Here is a 16,732-nt window from a genome sequence, read left to right as displayed (position 1 = left end):
GCGAGGTCAGCTGTAGAGCCGCTCCGGCACCTGCAGACCGTAGATCGGACGCCCGGAGTTCCAGATCGCGGCGCAAGCCGCCCGCAACAGGTCCAGTTCGTCGCCGCCCTCGGACACGATCTTCACGTCGTCGCCATCGATGGTCACGGTCGCGTCGCCGACCGTGACGGCACCGTTCCGCGCCACTCTCGACTCCGGATACGGCTCCTCGAGCCCGCGCAAGTCGCGCAGGATGTAGGTCGGGCGCGAATTCGCGTCCGCGGCGATCAGCTGCTTCGCCCCGTCCACCCCGGTCAGCACGAGAACGGACTCGATGCCCGCCCGGTTGGCCCCGACGATGTCTGTGTCGAGCCGGTCGCCGATGAAAAGCGGCTTCTTCGCACCGAACCGGGCGACCGCCTCCTCGAAGATCGCGACCTCGGGTTTGCCCGCGACCAGCGGCAGCCGGCCGACAGCCGTGTGAACCGCGGAGACGAGGGTGCCGTTCCCGGGAGCGATGCCCCGCGCGACCGGAATGGTCCAGTCGGTGTTCGTCGCGATCCACGGGCGCTCGGTGTCCGACCGTCCCTGGAGGGCGAACGACGCCTCCGCCAGCTGCGCCCAGCCGATCTCCGGAGAGAAGCCCTGGATCACCGCGGCGGGTTCGTCCTCCGCCGATCGCGTCACCGTGAAGCCGGCCTTCTGCACCTCGTCGACGAGTCCGTCGCCACCGACCACCAGGATGGAGGCGCCGGCCGGCACATGCTCGGCCAGAAGGCGGACGGCCGCCTGGGGCGACGTCACGACATCGGAGGGGGCAGCGGTGAGCCCCAGCTCGCCCAGGTGCTCGGCCACCGACGCGTCGGTCCGGGAGGCGTTGTTCGTGATGTAACCGACTCGCCGGGTTTCAGCGGCTCGGTTCAGACTCTCGACCGCGTGCGGGATGGCTGCCTGCCCCTTGTAGACGACGCCGTCGAGGTCGGCCAGGACGACGTCCACGCCATCGAGCGGGGTGGAGGCGCCGGCCTCACGGCTGCGTCGGAACAGCGCCATCGCCTGCGGCCTCCTCCCGCTCGGTCGTGTCGTCGACATCCGTCATCTCGTCGACATCCGTCATCTCGGGAAGCTCCAGCTCCTCCTCGACGATGTCGATCGTCTCGTGCTCCTCGGAGGCGTAGCTCTCGCCCAGCGCCTCCTCGGCGCGAGCTGCGCGTTCCCGCCAGGACCGCGCCTGCTCGCCGCGGCCGAGCTCCTCCAGGACCTCGGCGTACGCGTGAAACAGGTCGGGGCTCCAGCTGAAGGCGCGGTCGGGATCGAGTTGCGGGATCTCGAGCTCGGCCAGCGCCGCCTCGGTCTGCCCGAGGTCGAGCCGTGCGCCCGACATGGCGATCGCCAGCGAGACCTGGACATCGTTCGGAAGAGTCGTGCGCTCCACCGAACGGCCGAGTTCCAGCGCGCGGTCGGGGCGACCCACGCCCCGCTCACTGTCGACCATCAGCGGAAGCTGATCGTTCGACCCAGAGATCCGACGATAGGTGCGCAGCTCGCGGAGCGCCAGTGCGTAGTCCTCGGTGGCATAGGCGGTGATGGCGAGCGTCTCGCGGACGACGGCGATCCGTCCGGCGCGACGCGCGGCGGACAGAGCGTGCCGGTGCGCGAGCGACGGATCCTCCTCGATCAGCCGGGACGCCATGACGAGGTGCCGTGCGACCCAGTCCGCGTTGTCCTTGCTCAGGCTCTTGAGCTCGACGCGCGCCTCCTTGTCGAGGTCTCTCGCCTGGACGTTCTCGGGGATCTCGGGGTCGTCGTGCCGCGGACGAACCGACTGCAGCGCCCGGGCCTCGGCCGTGCGCGCGTCCTCCCGCTCGTAGGCATCGCGGTCGCCTCGGGCCGGTCGACCGTCGCGCGTCCACAGTTTCTCGTCGCGGGGACGACGGTCGTCACCGCTGTACCGCCCGGCGACTCGGCCGTGCTGCGGCGCACCGGAACGGTCACCGCGCGGAGCGCGATCGTCTCGCGAGCGATCACCGTCGCGGTAGGGGCGGCCCGTCTGTCCGTCGCGAGACCGGGAGGCGCCTCCGACGCCGCCGCGGTAGCCGGAGGAACGCTCACCGCCTGCGCCCGGCCGACCGAACCCGCGGTCGCCCTGACCGTTGCCTCGCTCAGGCTTGCCGTACCGGCGCTCGCCCTGGCCTCCAGCACCGGCGGGCTTACCGTACCGGCGCTCGCCCTGACCGCTGCCGCCCTCCGGCTTGCCATACCGACGCTCGCCCTGGCCTCCAGCGCCAGCAGGCTTTCCGTACCGGCGCTCGCCCTGACCGCTGCCGCCCTCCGGCTTGCCGTACCGGCGCTCGCCCTGGCCTCCAGCGCCAGCAGGCTTGCCATACCGGCGCTCGCCCTGCCCGCCCGCACCGGCCGGCTTGCCGTACCGACGCTCGCCCTGGCCGCCCGCACCGGCGGGCTTTCCGTACCGGCGCTCGCCCTGGCTCGCATCCCCGTCAGGCTTACCGTAGCGGCGCGTGCCGCCCCCTCCCGAGCCGGCGTCTCCATAGCGGCGCTGCCCTTGCCCGTCTCCTCGAGGCGTTCCACGCCCGCGGTCACCGTCCTGGGAGGCACGCGCCGGCTTACCGTACTGCCCTCGAGACGGGGATCCGCCGCGGGCCTGGCGCGGCGCACCACCGTCGCCGCTCCGGCCGTCCGTCGAACGCGGTGCGCGCCGCTGCGCCCGCTCATCGTCTTCTGGTCTGTCGCTCACGGCTTCTCCCTCGGTGCCGGGTACTTCTCCCGACTCAATGTTCCTCTTGCGCCCGCGCGGCCGCGAATCGGCCCGTTAACGCGAAATGGCCACCCATCACTGGGTGGCCATCTCACAAAGAAGTCCGGCGGTGTCCTACTCTCCCACAGGGTCCCCCCTGCAGTACCATCGGCGCAGAGAGTCTTAGCTTCCGGGTTCGGAATGTGACCGGGCGTTTCCCTCTCGCTATGGCCGCCGAAACACTATTGATGTATCAAAGTGAACGATCAAGCTTCGCTTGAATCAGTTCTCGACCGTACATCGAGAACCACATAGTGGACGCGAACAATCTTGGGCCCCTCATAGCTGCCTTGCAACGTTTATGAGAGTGGTGATTATCAAGTTATCGGCTTATTAGTACCGGTCAGCTCCATGGGTCTTTAGTCCCCACTTCCACATCCGGCCTATCAACCCAGTAGTCTAGCTGGGAGCCTCTCGCCCGAAGGCATGGAAATCTCATCTTGAGGCCGGCTTCCCGCTTAGATGCTTTCAGCGGTTATCCATCCCGAACGTAGCTAACCAGCGGTGCTCCTGGCGGAACAACTGGCACACCAGAGGTTCGTCCAACCCGGTCCTCTCGTACTAGGGTCAGATCCTCTCAAATTTCCTACGCGCGCAGCGGATAGGGACCGAACTGTCTCACGACGTTCTAAACCCAGCTCGCGTACCGCTTTAATGGGCGAACAGCCCAACCCTTGGGACCTACTCCAGCCCCAGGATGCGACGAGCCGACATCGAGGTGCCAAACCATGCCGTCGATATGGACTCTTGGGCAAGATCAGCCTGTTATCCCCGAGGTACCTTTTATCCGTTGAGCGACAGCGCTTCCACAAGCCACTGCCGGATCACTAGTCCCGACTTTCGTCCCTGCTCGACTTGTCAGTCTCACAGTCAAGCTCCCTTGTGCACTTACACTCGACACCTGATTGCCAACCAGGTTGAGGGAACCTTTGGGCGCCTCCGTTACTTTTTGGGAGGCAACCGCCCCAGTTAAACTACCCACCAGGCACTGTCCCTGAACCGGATTACGGTTCTAAGTTAGATATCCAGAGTGACCAGAGTGGTATTTCAACAATGACTCCACCGACACTGGCGTGCCGGCTTCAAAGTCTCCCACCTATCCTACACAAGCCACACCGAACACCAATACCAAGCTGTAGTAAAGGTCACGGGGTCTTTCCGTCCTGCTGCGCGTAACGAGCATCTTTACTCGTAGTGCAATTTCGCCGAGTTCGCGGTTGAGACAGCTGGGAAGTCGTTACGCCATTCGTGCAGGTCGGAACTTACCCGACAAGGAATTTCGCTACCTTAGGATGGTTATAGTTACCACCGCCGTTTACTGGGGCTTAAATTCTGAGCTTCGCCGAAGCTAACCCTTCCTCTTAACCTTCCAGCACCGGGCAGGCGTCAGTCCGTATACATCGTCTTGCGACTTGGCACGGACCTGTGTTTTTAGTAAACAGTCGCTTCCCACTGGTCTCTGCGGCCTTCAAACGCTCCAGGAGTAAATCCCTTCACGCCTCAGGCCCCCCTTCTCCCGAAGTTACGGGGGCATTTTGCCGAGTTCCTTAACCACGATTCTCTCGATCTCCTTGGTATTCTCTACCTGACCACCTGAGTCGGTTTGGGGTACGGGCGGCTGGAACCTCGCGTCGATGCTTTTCTTGGCAGCATAGGATCACTGAATTCGCCTTGACGGCTATGCATAAGATCTCAGGCTGTGTGAGAGACGGATTTGCCTATCTCTCGCCCTACATCCTTACCCCGGGACAACCATCGCCCGGTACAGCTACCTTCCTGCGTCACACCTGTTAATACGCTAGCCGCACCAGCATGGGGTCGAGCGTTAGGCCCGGACCTTCACCCCGAAGGGATCCGTGTCCAGGATTAGGACTCTTAGCACCACTGGATTAGCTTGGGCGGTTCTTCGCCGGTACGGGAATATCAACCCGTTGTCCATCGACTACGCCTGTCGGCCTCGCCTTAGGTCCCGACTTACCCAGGGCGGATTAGCCTGGCCCTGGAACCCTTGGTCTTTCGGAGGACGGGTTTCTCACCCGTCTTTCGCTACTCATGCCTGCATTCTCACTCGTGTAGCGTCCACGGCTGGTTTACACCGCCGCTTCACTCGCCACACGACGCTCTCCTACCCATCAACACGGCTGGACCACGAAGGCCTACCAATAATGTCAATGCCACAACTTCGGTGGCGTGCTTGAGCCCCGTTACATTGTCGGCGCGGAATCACTTGACCAGTGAGCTATTACGCACTCTTTCAAGGGTGGCTGCTTCTAAGCCAACCTCCTGGTTGTCTGTGCAACTCCACATCCTTTCCCACTTAGCACGCGCTTAGGGACCTTAGTTGGTGGTCTGGGTTGTTTCCCTCTCGACGATGAAGCTTATCCCCCACCGTCTCACTGCTGCGCTCTCACTTACCGGCATTCGGAGTTTGGCTGACGTCAGTAACCTTTTGGGGCCCATCGGCCATCCAGTAGCTCTACCTCCGGCAAGAAACACGCAACGCTGCACCTAAATGCATTTCGGAGAGAACCAGCTATCACGAAGTTTGATTGGCCTTTCACCCCTATCCACAGCTCATCCCCTCAGTTTTCAACCTAAGTGGGTTCGGCCCTCCACGACGTCTTACCGTCGCTTCAGCCTGGCCATGGATAGATCACTTCGCTTCGGGTCTAGGACATGCGACTGAATCGCCCTATTCAGACTCGCTTTCGCTACGGCTACCCCTCACGGGTTAACCTCGCCACATATCGCTAACTCGCAGGCTCATTCTTCAAAAGGCACGCTGTCACCCCTACAAGGAGGCTCCAACGGTTTGTAAGCAAACGGTTTCAGGTACTATTTCACTCCCCTCCCGGGGTACTTTTCACCTTTCCCTCACGGTACTTGTCCGCTATCGGTCATCTGGGAGTATTTAGGCTTATCAGGTGGTCCTGACAGATTCACACGGGATTTCTCGGGCCCCGTGCTACTTGGGATACTCTTCGCGCCATTGGACCATTTCGGCTACGGGGTTGGCACCCTCTATGACCGGCCTTTCAATGCCGTTCGCCTATGATCCTCTGTAACGCTTGCAGTTCGGCAGAAGCTGCTGAAAAGTCCCGCAACCCCGACCATGCAACGCCTGCCGGCTATCACACATGATCGGTTTAGCCTCTTCCGGTTTCGCTCGCCACTACTAACGGAATCGCTTTTGCTTTCTCTTCCTGTGGGTACTGAGATGTTTCACTTCCCCACGTTCCCTCTACCCGCCCTATATATTCAGGCGGGAGTCACTGGGTCACCATAAAGGGCCCAGCGGGGTTTCCCCATTCGGAAATCCTCGGATCAAAGCTCGTTTATCAGCTCCCCGAGGCTTATCGCAGATTACTACGTCCTTCTTCGGCTCCAGATGCCAAGGCATCCACCGTTTGCTCTTAGAAACTTGAAATCACATGAGTTTTAGAATCGATCGACGTCTCATCTGCCGAAGCAGAATCTGACGCAGATTGACCAATGATCTAATAAATCAGATCATCTTTGTGATCCGAACCCGAAGGTTCGAATCTAAGATGCTCGCGTCCACTGTGTAGTTCTCAAAGTACGGGCGGTACCTTCTCCGCCGGCCGAGTGATGGCCGACCAGAAAAGGTCCAGAGGATTCGGTTCTCATCCGATCGGATGAGGTCCGGTCCCTCAGGACCCAACAGCGTGCATGTGCGGACCCTCCTTGTCCGAACCGTTCCTTCCTGCAAGAGGCGTACTGAGTTCGAGCCGTTCGGCTCCGCACCAATGTCAATGTTCCACCCATGAGCTAACCGGCTGAGACGTTCGCTCAGATCCGGCGCCTGGACACCCGAGGGTGCCAGATGCTCCTTAGAAAGGAGGTGATCCAGCCGCACCTTCCGGTACGGCTACCTTGTTACGACTTAGTCCTAATCACCGATCCCACCTTCGACGGCTCCCTCCACAAGGGTTGGGCCACCGGCTTCGGGTGTTACCGACTTTCATGACTTGACGGGCGGTGTGTACAAGGCCCGGGAACGTATTCACCGCAGCGTTGCTGATCTGCGATTACTAGCGACTCCGACTTCATGAGGTCGAGTTGCAGACCTCAATCCGAACTGAGACCGGCTTTTTGGGATTCGCTCCACCTTACGGTATTGCAGCCCTTTGTACCGGCCATTGTAGCATGCGTGAAGCCCAAGACATAAGGGGCATGATGATTTGACGTCATCCCCACCTTCCTCCGAGTTGACCCCGGCAGTCTCCTATGAGTTCCCGCCATTACGCGCTGGCAACATAGAACGAGGGTTGCGCTCGTTGCGGGACTTAACCCAACATCTCACGACACGAGCTGACGACAACCATGCACCACCTGTTCACGAGTGTCCAAAGAGTTCCCTATTTCTAGGGCGTTCTCGTGTATGTCAAGCCTTGGTAAGGTTCTTCGCGTTGCATCGAATTAATCCGCATGCTCCGCCGCTTGTGCGGGCCCCCGTCAATTCCTTTGAGTTTTAGCCTTGCGGCCGTACTCCCCAGGCGGGGCGCTTAATGCGTTAGCTGCGACACGGAAACCGTGGAATGGTCCCCACATCTAGCGCCCAACGTTTACGGCGTGGACTACCAGGGTATCTAATCCTGTTCGCTCCCCACGCTTTCGCTCCTCAGCGTCAGTTACGGCCCAGAGAACTGCCTTCGCCATCGGTGTTCCTCCTGATATCTGCGCATTCCACCGCTACACCAGGAATTCCATTCTCCCCTACCGCACTCTAGTCTGCCCGTACCCACTGCAGGCCCGAGGTTGAGCCTCGGGTTTTCACAGCAGACGCGACAGACCGCCTACGAGCTCTTTACGCCCAATAATTCCGGACAACGCTCGCACCCTACGTATTACCGCGGCTGCTGGCACGTAGTTAGCCGGTGCTTTTTCTGCAGGTACCGTCACTTTCGCTTCTTCCCTACTAAAAGAGGTTTACAACCCGAAGGCCGTCATCCCTCACGCGGCGTTGCTGCATCAGGCTTTCGCCCATTGTGCAATATTCCCCACTGCTGCCTCCCGTAGGAGTCTGGGCCGTGTCTCAGTCCCAGTGTGGCCGGTCACCCTCTCAGGCCGGCTACCCGTCGTAGGCTTGGTGAGCCGTTACCTCACCAACTACCTGATAGGCCGCGAGTCCATCCTTGACCGAAGTTCTTTCCACGTACAGGAGATGCCTCCGTACGTCATATCCGGTATTAGCTTCCGTTTCCGGAGGTTATCCCAGAGTCAAGGGCAGGTTACTCACGTGTTACTCACCCGTTCGCCACTAATCCCCCGGAGCAAGCTCCAGGTTCATCGTTCGACTTGCATGTGTTAAGCACGCCGCCAGCGTTCGTCCTGAGCCAGGATCAAACTCTCCGTAAAATGTTTAGCTCCAAGTCGCAAGCGACTGGAAACATAGTGCAGGATCGGAGAGGAATATCTCTTCTCACTGCGAGTTTGTCTTGACTAGTTTCGAATGTCTGACATTCGTATATCTAATCCAAAGGAATCTCTTGCATCGACTTGTCGACCGAAGTCTTCACGTCGATGCCGAGGTTTTTGGCATTTGACATTGTGCACGCTGTTGAGTTCTCAAGGATCGGACGCTCTCGCCTTTCGCCCTCTCGGGCTGCTCTGCGAGGCAACTTCTCTACCTTACCACTCTCAGTCAGTTTGTCAAGTCGGCGTTTCGCGTTCCTCGTCGGCCCTTAGTGGGCACAACCGAATCACACGATCCGAACCGGTTAGACCTGCTCAGTGAGTGGGGTGTTAATCCTAAGCGCAGCAAGCGAACTTATTCAAGTTCAGTTTGCCGCTAGGCTTGGGATTTGGTCCCGCTTGAGGCCGGGGAGCTCTTCCGCTCTCCCGCACCTTTGGGGTGACAAGTAAGTACTTTACGCAGGCCCCCAGAGCGTCGCAAATCTGGCCCGCATCCCGGGCGTGTCGCGCTTGACTTCCGCGGAATCACGCGGATGTTCCCCCGCGTGAGCACGTCGGGCACCCCTGGGACCGGCGGATGCTCACCCCCGGAGGCGCTGCATTCGTGACGAATGTCGCGCTCCTCCATGGAGCCGCTCGCCGCATTCGTGACAAATGCAGCTCCCGCGAGCACCCCCGGCAACATTCGTGACGAATGGCGGGAACCGCGCTCGAGGGTCGGGCGACGGGGGAAGCACATTCGTGACGAATCTGGGGAAGGAGCGACTCTTGCGCTGCATTCGGCACGAATCTCGGCCTCGCCGGCACCGCGTGCGGCTCATTCGGCACGAATATGGGCCAGCGGGAGGCGGCACGGCGGCCCGAGGCGCGACACCCCGAGGTGCCGCGGCCCGCGGCGCGGCGGCACGCGGCGCGACACCCCGAGGCGCGACGACGCCCCCGATACGCGAAAGACCCCCCGAGCGTCAGCCCGAGGGGTCTCAGCGGAGAGCGACCGCGATCAGAGTCCGGAGTACGCGTGCAGCCCGTGGAAGAACACGTTCACGATGCCGAAGTTGAAGAGCACCGCGGCGAATCCGATGATCGCGAGCCACGCGGAGCGGGAACCGCGCCAGCCGCGGGTGGCGCGCGCGTGGATGTACCCGGCGTAGATCACCCAGATGATGAAGGTCCAGACCTCCTTGGTGTCCCACCCCCAGTACCGGCCCCACGCCTTCTCGGCCCAGATGGCCCCCGCGATCAGGGTGAAGGTCCAGGCGATGAAGCCGACGATGTTGATCCGGTAGGCGAGGTTCTCGAGCACGACCGAGCCGGGGAGGGTCTGCAGGAACCGGAACTGCTGAGGACGCGACTCGGCGACCTGCCGTTCGCGCCGGTACTGCAGCAGTTGCAGCCCGGAGAGCGCGAATCCGAGGGCGAAGAACGCCGTGCCGAGCACGGCGACGATGATGTGGATGACCAGCCAGTACGACTGCAACGCCGGCTGGAGGGGGACCACCGGCACGTAGTACCGCAATAGCGCGATGCCTTGCAGCACCAGCACGAGCCCCAGCACGAACGTGCCCACGTACTTGATGTCCCACTTGAGGTTGGCCAGGAGGAACACCCCGATGATGACGAGGGTGCCCGTCATCGAGAACTCCCACATGTTGGCCCACGGCACGCGGGCGGCGGCGATGCCGCGGAGGACCACGGCCACCAGCTGCACAGCGAATCCGACGATGGTGAAGCCGAACGCCCAGCGCAGGGAGGCCGTGCCTCCGCCGTTCATGACGTCGTCCTCGACGCGTTCGCTGATGCGCGAGGAGAGCCGGCCGAGCGCCGACGACGGCGGGGGCGGGGGCGGGGGCGCCTCCCCGCCGGGGCCGCCCTCGACGGTCAGGGTGGTGGTCGGGGCGCCGGAGCTGTTCGCCGCTGCGGCGGCCCGGCGCGCGACGGCGCTGGGGACCACGGCCGCCTCGGCCGCCGTCGCCCGCGCGCCCCGGCGGGCGAGGTCGAGGGCGAAGGCGATGAACGCCGCGGCGTACAGGCCCATCGCCGCGTAGAGGAACACGGTCGAGAGTTGAGCCAGGGTTTCGGTCACGGGAACCAGCCTAAGTCTTCTCGGGTCGGGTTAGGAGGGCCGCGTGCTCGTCGGCGACGGCGCGGATGGCGGGGAGGAGGTTCGGGTCCTCACCGCGGGCGAGGCCGGCGTACTCGAGGGTGAGCGAGCCGTCGTCGTTCTCGACGGCCTTCACCCAGATGCGGCGGCGCGGGACGAAGAGCGATGTGAGCAGGCCGCCGAGGATGAGCACCGCGAACACGAGCACCCAGCCCTGGGCGGGATCGTGGTGCACCTCCAGGGTCGCGAAGCGTTTCACGCCCTCGAGCGTGATCGTGCCGAGGCCGCTCGGGAGCGCCACCGTCTGACCGGGGCGGAGCTCGAGCGCCTTCGTGTCGGTTCCGGGGCCGGCCAGCTGCTTGAGGTGATCGGTGTTGAGCGCGTAGACGGACTGCGGGACCCCGCTGTCGACGCCGAGGTCGCCGGAGTACACGTTGAGGCTCAGCACCGGATCGCGCAGATCCGGGAACTTCGACGCCAGGGCGCCGTGCCCCACCGAGCTGCTCGTGACCGTCGGGTAGAAGAAGCCGATCATGCCGACCTGGCGCGAGAGCCCGTCGGGCACCTTCACGAACCCGAGCGAGGTGAGGTTCGGATCGGCCTGCGGGATGAACGGGACGGAGTCGCTGAAGACGACGTGCCCCTTCGTGTCGCGCACCGTGATCGTCGGCGCGTAGCCGTTGCCGAGGAGGTACACGTTCGTCCCGCCGATGGGGAGCGGATCGTTCACCTTGATGACGGTCTTGTCGCGGCTGTCGCCCGGCCCGACCGTCGTCACGTGCGCCGTGTAGTCGAGCGGGGTTCCGAGCCCGTTCTTGTTGCGCGTCTCGTACGACACCGCGAGCTTGTCGACCGTGATCGAGAACGGCGCGAGCGCCGAGTCGCTGAAGAAGCGGCCCGGGTTGAACGAGTTGTACGACGGGAGGCTGTTGACGAAGCTCTGCCCCTCCACGACGATCTTCTGGCCGGTGTACCCGAAGCCGCCGCCGACGCCGATCGCCACCAGGACCCCCAGCAGCGCGATGTGGAACACGAGGTTCCCGGTCTCGCGGAGGTAACCGCGCTCGGCCGAGACGGAGACCGAGCGGGCGTCCTGGTAGAGGGCGACCCGGTAGCGGGAGGCGCGCAGCACCTCCCGGGCGGCATCGATCGGGTCGCGGCCGCGGCCCCTCAGCTCCGCCGGCAGGATCCGGGCCTGGAACCCCGCCATCCGGGTGAGCCGGGCGGGCGTGCGCGGCGGCTTCGCCCGCATCGCCTCGAAGTGGTGCTTCGTGCGCGGGATGATGCAGCCGATCAGGGAGGCGAACAGCAGCAGGTAGATCGCCGAGAACCACACCGACGTGTACACGTCGAAGAACTGCAGCTTGTCGAGGATCGGCGCGAGCGACGGGTTGTCCGTGAAGTACTTGGTGACGCCGTTGGGGTCGGAGCTGCGCTGCGGCACCAGCGAGCCCGGGACCGCGGCGATGGCCAAAAGCAGCAGCAGGAACAGGGCGGTCCGCATGCTCGTGAGCTGACGCCAGAACCAGCGGACCCACCCCAGCGGGCCGAGCTTGGGCTGGACGACGTCGGCGTCCTCGACGGGAGGCGCCGCCTCGATGTGATCAGAGGGCCGGCTCAAAACCTTGGATCACCCCCAGGAACTGCGACATGAGCTGACTCCACAGGCCGGTGGCCATGAGGACGCCGATGACGACGAGGAGGACGCCGCCGATGATGTTGATGGCCCGGATGTGCCGCTTGAGGAAGGCGACGGAGCCCGCCACCCAGTCGAAGCCGAGGGCGACGAGGAGGAACGGGATGCCGAGGCCGATGCAGTAGAAGAGCCCGAGGAGCGCACCGCGCCACGGCGAGCCGCTTCCGACGCTGAGGGCGCTGATCGCGGCGAGGGTCGGGCCGATGCACGGCGTCCAGCCGAGGCCGAACACGATGCCGAGGAGGGGCGCCCCGATGAGGCCGGTCGCGGGCCTCCAGCCGGGCTTGATCGTGCGCTGCAGGAACGAGAACTGCCCGATGAAGACGAGGCCCATGAGGATGACGAGCACCCCGAGGACCCGGATGACGACCTCCTGCCAGCGCACCAGCCAGAGGCCGAGCGCACCGAAGGCCGCACCGTAGGCGATGAACACGACCGCGAAGCCGAGGACGAACAGAGCGACGCCGGTCAGCACGCGCGAACGATCGCGCTTGGCGCCCGGGTCGCTCATGCCGCCGACGTAGGCCAGGTAGCCCGGCACCAGGGGCAGCACGCACGGCGACGCGAACGAGACGAGGCCCGCGAGGAGGGCGATGGGCAGGGCCAGGAGGAGCTGGCCGCTGAACACGATCTGTCCGACGCCGCCCACGTCAGTGCTCGGCCACGGCGTCGGAGATGAGCGAGTCGAGGATGCTCGCGTCGGGGAGCGCTCCGAGGATGCGCGCGGCGACACGGCCCTGCTTGTCGACGACGAGCGTGGTCGGCGTCGCCTTCGGCGGGACCGTCTTGCTGAAGGCGAGCAGGACCGACCCGGTGTCGCGGTCGAGCACCGAGGGGTAGGTGACCCCCTTGTCGTGCTCGAAGCTGGCCGCCGTGCTGGCCGTGTCGTAGAGGTTGACCCCGAGGAAGGCGACGCCCTGCGGACCGTACTTCTGATAGAGCTTTTCGAGCTCGGGCGCCTCCACCCGGCACGGCGGGCAGCCCGCGTACCAGAAGTTGACGACGAGCACTTTGCCCGCGTAGTCCTTCGACGAGACCGGCGTTCCGTCGGCGAGCGTGCCGGAGAACGTCACGGCGCTCCCGCGGCTCGCGGCCGCGAACTCGCTGACGGTGCCGTCGCCGGCGATGTAGTTCTGGCCGCTGCCGGAGCGGTACTGGCTGGCGAGGCTGTCGTTGGAGGAGCAGCCCGACAGGAGGAGCGCAGCGGTCGCCGCGAGGGCGACCGCCGGGACGGCGAGCCGCGCCCGGAGCGTGCGGCCGCGAGGACGAGCTCTCATCACACGGCCCCCACATCGGTGGCGGCCGCCTGCAGCGAGCTCGCCGGTTCGACGTAGCCGACCTCGATCAGCCGGTGCGCCGGGGCGGCGGGTTCGGCGGCGGGGACGGCCCCCGCCGGAGCGGCCGGAGCCGCGTCGGACGCCGGCGCCTCCACCGGAACGGCCACCCGCTCGAACGTCGTGATGCTGGACAGTGCGCAGCGCCGGCTGCGCGGGTCGTGCCAGAGCCGCTCGCCGGCGACGGAGAGGTGCGTGACCCAGATGGGCAGCTGGTGGCTGACGAGGACGACGTCTCCGTCGTCGACCGAGTCGAACGCCTCCTCGACGGCGGCGAGCATGCGCTTCTCGATGCTGCGGTAGGGCTCGCCCCAGCTCGGCCGCAGCGGGTTGACGACGAAGGGCCAGTTGACGGGGCGCTTCAGCGCGCGCCGCATCACCGTGCCCTCGAAGTGGTTCGTCGGCTCGATGATGCGATCGTCGATCACGGGGTCGAGGCCCGTGACCCGGGCGATCGGGGCGGCCGACTCGCGGGTGCGCTGGAGGGGCGACACCCGGAGGGAGGTGATGGGGCGGCCGCGGGCCGCCAGCTCGTCGGCGGCCGCCTGAGCCATCCGGTGCCCGAGTTTGGAGAGGCCGAAGCCCGGCAGCCTGCCGTACAGGATGCCGTCGGGATTGAACACCTCGCCGTGACGGACGAGATGAACCTGGCTTGCTACCACCGTCACAGTCTACGGAGCCGCATCCCTTGAATTCACTGAGCGCGCCTCCCTCGTCGCGGCCCGCGGACCCGGTGCCCGGCCGAATCGCGGGCGGTAGGCTAGGTGACCGTGACTTCACGCGTATTGATCAAGGACCTCGCCGCCCGCACCGACGGCCCCGTCAGTGTCGCCGGATGGGTCGAGACCGTCCGCGATCAGAAGAAGGTGCAGTTCGTCGTGCTGCGCGACGAGTCGGGCGCGGTCCAGCTCGTGAACCCCCGCACCACCGCGGAGGACGGCACCGTCGTCGCGGACGAGCCCGCCACCACCATCTCCGGACTCTCTCAGGGTTCGTTCGTGCGTGTCACCGGCCAGCTCAAGCACGACGAGCGCGTGAAGCTCGGCGGCATCGAGATCCGGATCGAATCGCTCACGGTCGAGACCGCCGCGATCCCCGAGACGCCGATCGCCGCCGACAGCGGCATCGACAAGCGCATGGACTGGCGCTTCCTCGACCTCCGCGAGCCGAAGCACAACCTCATCTTCCGCGTGCAGACCACGTTCGAGCACGCCCTCCGCCAGTACTGGGTCGAGAACGGCTTCGTCGAGATCCACACCCCGAAGCTCATGGCGTCCGCCTCCGAGTCGCGCGCCGAGCTGTTCGAGCTGCCGTACTTCGACACCACCGCCTACCTCGCGCAGAGCCCGCAGATCTTCAAGCAGATGGCACAGGCCGCCGGTTTCGGTCGCGTGTTCGAGATCGGCCCGGCGTTCCGCGCCGACCCGAGCTTCACGAGCCGCCACGCCACGGAGTTCACCAGCATCGACACCGAGCTGAGCTGGATCGACAGCCACGAGGACGTCATGAAGGTGCACGAGGAGCTGCTGGTCGCCGGCTTCACCGCCGTCAAGGAGAAGCACGGCGAGGAGATCGAGGCGCTGTTCGGCGTCGAGGTCACCGTCCCGTCGACGCCGTTCCCGCGCATCCCGCTCGCCGAGGCGAAGCGCATCGTGGCCGAGGGCGGCTACGAGGTCCCGCGCGAGGACGACGACATGGACCCGGAGGGCGAGCGCCGGATCTCCGCGTACGTGAAGGAGCAGTACGGGCACGAGTTCGTGTTCCTCACCGACTACGCGGCGAGCATCCGCCCGTACTACCACATGCGCTACGAGGAGAACCCGTCGCTCACCAAGAGCTACGACCTCATCTTCAACGGCGTCGAGATCTCCACGGGCGCGCAGCGCGAGCACCGCGTCGACATCCTCGAGAAGCAGGCCGTCGAGAAGGGCCTGTCGGTGGAGGAGCTGGAGGACGTGCTCGCCACGTTCCGGTACGGCATCCCGCCGCACGGCGGCTTCGGCATGGGGCTCGCGCGCGTGCTCATGCTCATGCTGCACCTGTCGAACCTGCGCGAGACGACCTACCTCTTCCGCGGCCCCACCCGCCTCACCCCGTAGGCCGGTGACACAATGGAGGCACCCCTGACATAAAGGAGTGTCGCCATGTCTCCGACCACCGAGGTCGTCATCCTCTCGGCCGCCCGCACCCCGTTCGGCAAGATCAAGGGCTCGCTCGCATCGCTGACCGCGGTGCAGCTGGGCACTGTTGCACTCAAGCGCGCAATCGAGCAGTCGGGGGTGAGCGCCGCCGACGTCGACGCCGTCATCTTCGGCCAGGTGCTGCAGGCCGGGGCCGGCCAGAACCCGGCGCGGCAGACCGCCATCGCCGCCGGCATCGGGTGGAACGTGCCTGCGACAACGATCAACAAGGTGTGCCTCTCCGGCCTCGCGGCGGTCACCGACGCCGCCCGCCTGATCCGCTCCAACGAGGCGACGGTCGTCGTGGCCGGGGGCCAGGAGTCGATGACGAACGCACCGCACGTCCTCCCGGGCTCGCGCCTCGGCTGGTCGTACGGCTCGATCCAGGCGCTCGACTCGGCCGCTCACGACGGGCTCACCGACGCCTTCGACGGGATCTCGATGGGCGCCTCCACGGAGCAGTACACCGAGAAGCTCGGCCTCACTCGGGAGGCGCAGGATGCGTTCGCGGCGGGCTCGCACCAGCGCGCCGGCGCGGCCACCGCCTCCGGGGTCTTCGCGGACGAGATCGCACCGGTGACGATCCCGCAGCGCAAGGGCGACCCGGTCGTGGTCAACGCCGACGAGGGCGTCCGGCCGAACTCGACGCCGGAGTCCCTGGCGACCCTCCGACCGAGCTTCGCCGAGGGAGGCACGCTCACCGCGGGCAACTCGTCGCCGCTGAGCGACGGCGCCGCCGCGCTCGTGCTCACCAGCCGCGAGAACGCCGAGCGGCTCGGGCTCGACTGGCTGGCGTTCGTCGGGGCTCCCGGCCAAGTCGCGGGGCCCGACAACTCCCTCCACTCGCAGCCCTCGAACGCGATCACCGCGGCGCTCGCCCGCACCGACTGGACGGTCGGCGACCTCGACTTCGTCGAGATCAACGAGGCGTTCGCGGCCGTTGCCCTGCAGTCGATGGCCGACCTCGGCCTCAGCGACGAGAAGGTCAACCTGCACGGGGGCGCGATCGCGCTCGGCCACCCTATCGGCGCCTCGGGTGCTCGGCTCGCGGGGCATGCGGCTCACGAGCTCGCGCGGCGCGGTTCCGGCCGCGCGGCCGTCGCTCTCTGCGGCGGCGGCGGCCAGGGCGAGGCGCTGCTCCTCTGGCGCTGACCGCGTCGACAGTGTCTATGACACGGAAGCGCCCGGGGC

Annotated in this window: 9 protein-coding genes and 3 rRNA genes; 2 read left to right on the top strand and 10 right to left on the bottom strand. The window is 65.2% G+C overall.

The window, feature by feature from the left end; all coding sequences use genetic code 11:
• Positions 1 to 6: 6 nt before the first annotated feature.
• The 10 genes from FPT20_RS17425 to FPT20_RS17380 all read right to left on the bottom strand — a co-directional run bounded on the left by FPT20_RS17425 (position 7) and on the right by FPT20_RS17380 (position 14,023).
• Positions 7 to 1,032 (bottom strand): HAD-IIA family hydrolase, encoded by a 1,026-nt coding sequence (locus FPT20_RS17425; protein WP_158867615.1) that lies wholly within the window; start codon positions 1,030 to 1,032, stop codon positions 7 to 9.
• Positions 1,007 to 2,734 carry a hypothetical protein gene (locus tag FPT20_RS18080; RefSeq protein ID WP_233265605.1) on the bottom strand — a complete coding sequence of 576 codons (1,728 nt, stop codon included), beginning with the start codon at positions 2,732 to 2,734 and terminating at the stop codon, positions 1,007 to 1,009. Before FPT20_RS18080 ends, FPT20_RS17425 begins: the two co-directional genes overlap by 26 nt.
• Before the next feature lie 122 nt (positions 2,735 to 2,856).
• Positions 2,857 to 2,973 (bottom strand): 5S ribosomal RNA (gene rrf, locus FPT20_RS17415).
• A 134-nt stretch (positions 2,974 to 3,107) separates the two neighbouring features.
• Positions 3,108 to 6,221 (bottom strand): 23S ribosomal RNA (locus tag FPT20_RS17410).
• A 428-nt stretch (positions 6,222 to 6,649) separates the two neighbouring features.
• Positions 6,650 to 8,173 (bottom strand): 16S ribosomal RNA (locus FPT20_RS17405).
• The 16S, 23S and 5S rRNA genes sit together here, the layout of an rRNA operon.
• Positions 8,174 to 9,230: 1,057 nt before the next feature.
• Entirely contained in the window at positions 9,231 to 10,313 is a 1,083-nt protein-coding gene (gene ccsB / locus FPT20_RS17400; protein ID WP_199245898.1) for a c-type cytochrome biogenesis protein CcsB, read from the bottom strand.
• A 10-nt stretch (positions 10,314 to 10,323) separates the two neighbouring features.
• Positions 10,324 to 11,952 (bottom strand): cytochrome c biogenesis protein ResB, encoded by a 1,629-nt coding sequence (resB, locus tag FPT20_RS17395; protein ID WP_158867613.1) that lies wholly within the window; start codon positions 11,950 to 11,952, stop codon positions 10,324 to 10,326.
• On the bottom strand, positions 11,936 to 12,676 hold the full coding sequence (locus FPT20_RS17390) for a cytochrome c biogenesis CcdA family protein (RefSeq protein WP_158867611.1): 741 nt from the start codon (positions 12,674 to 12,676) through the stop codon (positions 11,936 to 11,938). The genes resB and FPT20_RS17390 overlap by 17 nt, the downstream gene beginning before the upstream one ends.
• A 1-nt stretch (position 12,677) precedes the next feature.
• A complete protein-coding gene (locus FPT20_RS17385) occupies positions 12,678 to 13,304 on the bottom strand; it encodes a TlpA family protein disulfide reductase (RefSeq protein ID WP_158867609.1) in 627 nt (208 codons plus the stop codon).
• Positions 13,304 to 14,023, bottom strand: a complete 720-nt coding sequence (locus FPT20_RS17380; RefSeq protein WP_158867607.1) for a histidine phosphatase family protein — start codon at positions 14,021 to 14,023, stop codon at positions 13,304 to 13,306. Before FPT20_RS17380 ends, FPT20_RS17385 begins: the two co-directional genes overlap by 1 nt.
• 123 nt (positions 14,024 to 14,146) lie before the next feature.
• Between FPT20_RS17380 and aspS the strand changes: the two genes are divergently transcribed.
• Both aspS and FPT20_RS17370 read left to right on the top strand, forming a co-directional pair.
• A complete protein-coding gene (gene aspS, locus FPT20_RS17375; RefSeq protein WP_158868374.1) occupies positions 14,147 to 15,460 on the top strand; it encodes an aspartate--tRNA(Asn) ligase in 1,314 nt (437 codons plus the stop codon).
• 45 nt (positions 15,461 to 15,505) lie between these two features.
• A complete protein-coding gene (locus FPT20_RS17370; protein WP_158867605.1) occupies positions 15,506 to 16,693 on the top strand; it encodes an acetyl-CoA C-acetyltransferase in 1,188 nt (395 codons plus the stop codon).
• Positions 16,694 to 16,732 lie beyond the last annotated feature (39 nt).

It is taken from the genome of Leifsonia sp. AG29 (assembly GCF_009765225.1).
GTDB lineage: Bacteria > Actinomycetota > Actinomycetes > Actinomycetales > Microbacteriaceae > Leifsonia.
Note: the sequence above shows the minus strand (reverse complement) of the source record. Positions and strands in the feature narration are given on the sequence as shown.

What these genes read in the sequence shown, in the direction of transcription:
- FPT20_RS17425 (WP_158867615.1), bottom strand. Translation starts at nt 1,032, where the DNA reads ATGGCGCTGTTCCGACGCAGCCGTGAGGCCGGCGCCTCCACCCCGCTC.
- FPT20_RS17385 (WP_158867609.1), bottom strand. Translation starts at nt 13,304, where the DNA reads ATGAGAGCTCGTCCTCGCGGCCGCACGCTCCGGGCGCGGCTCGCCGTC.
- FPT20_RS17370 (WP_158867605.1), top strand. Translation starts at nt 15,506, where the DNA reads ATGTCTCCGACCACCGAGGTCGTCATCCTCTCGGCCGCCCGCACCCCG.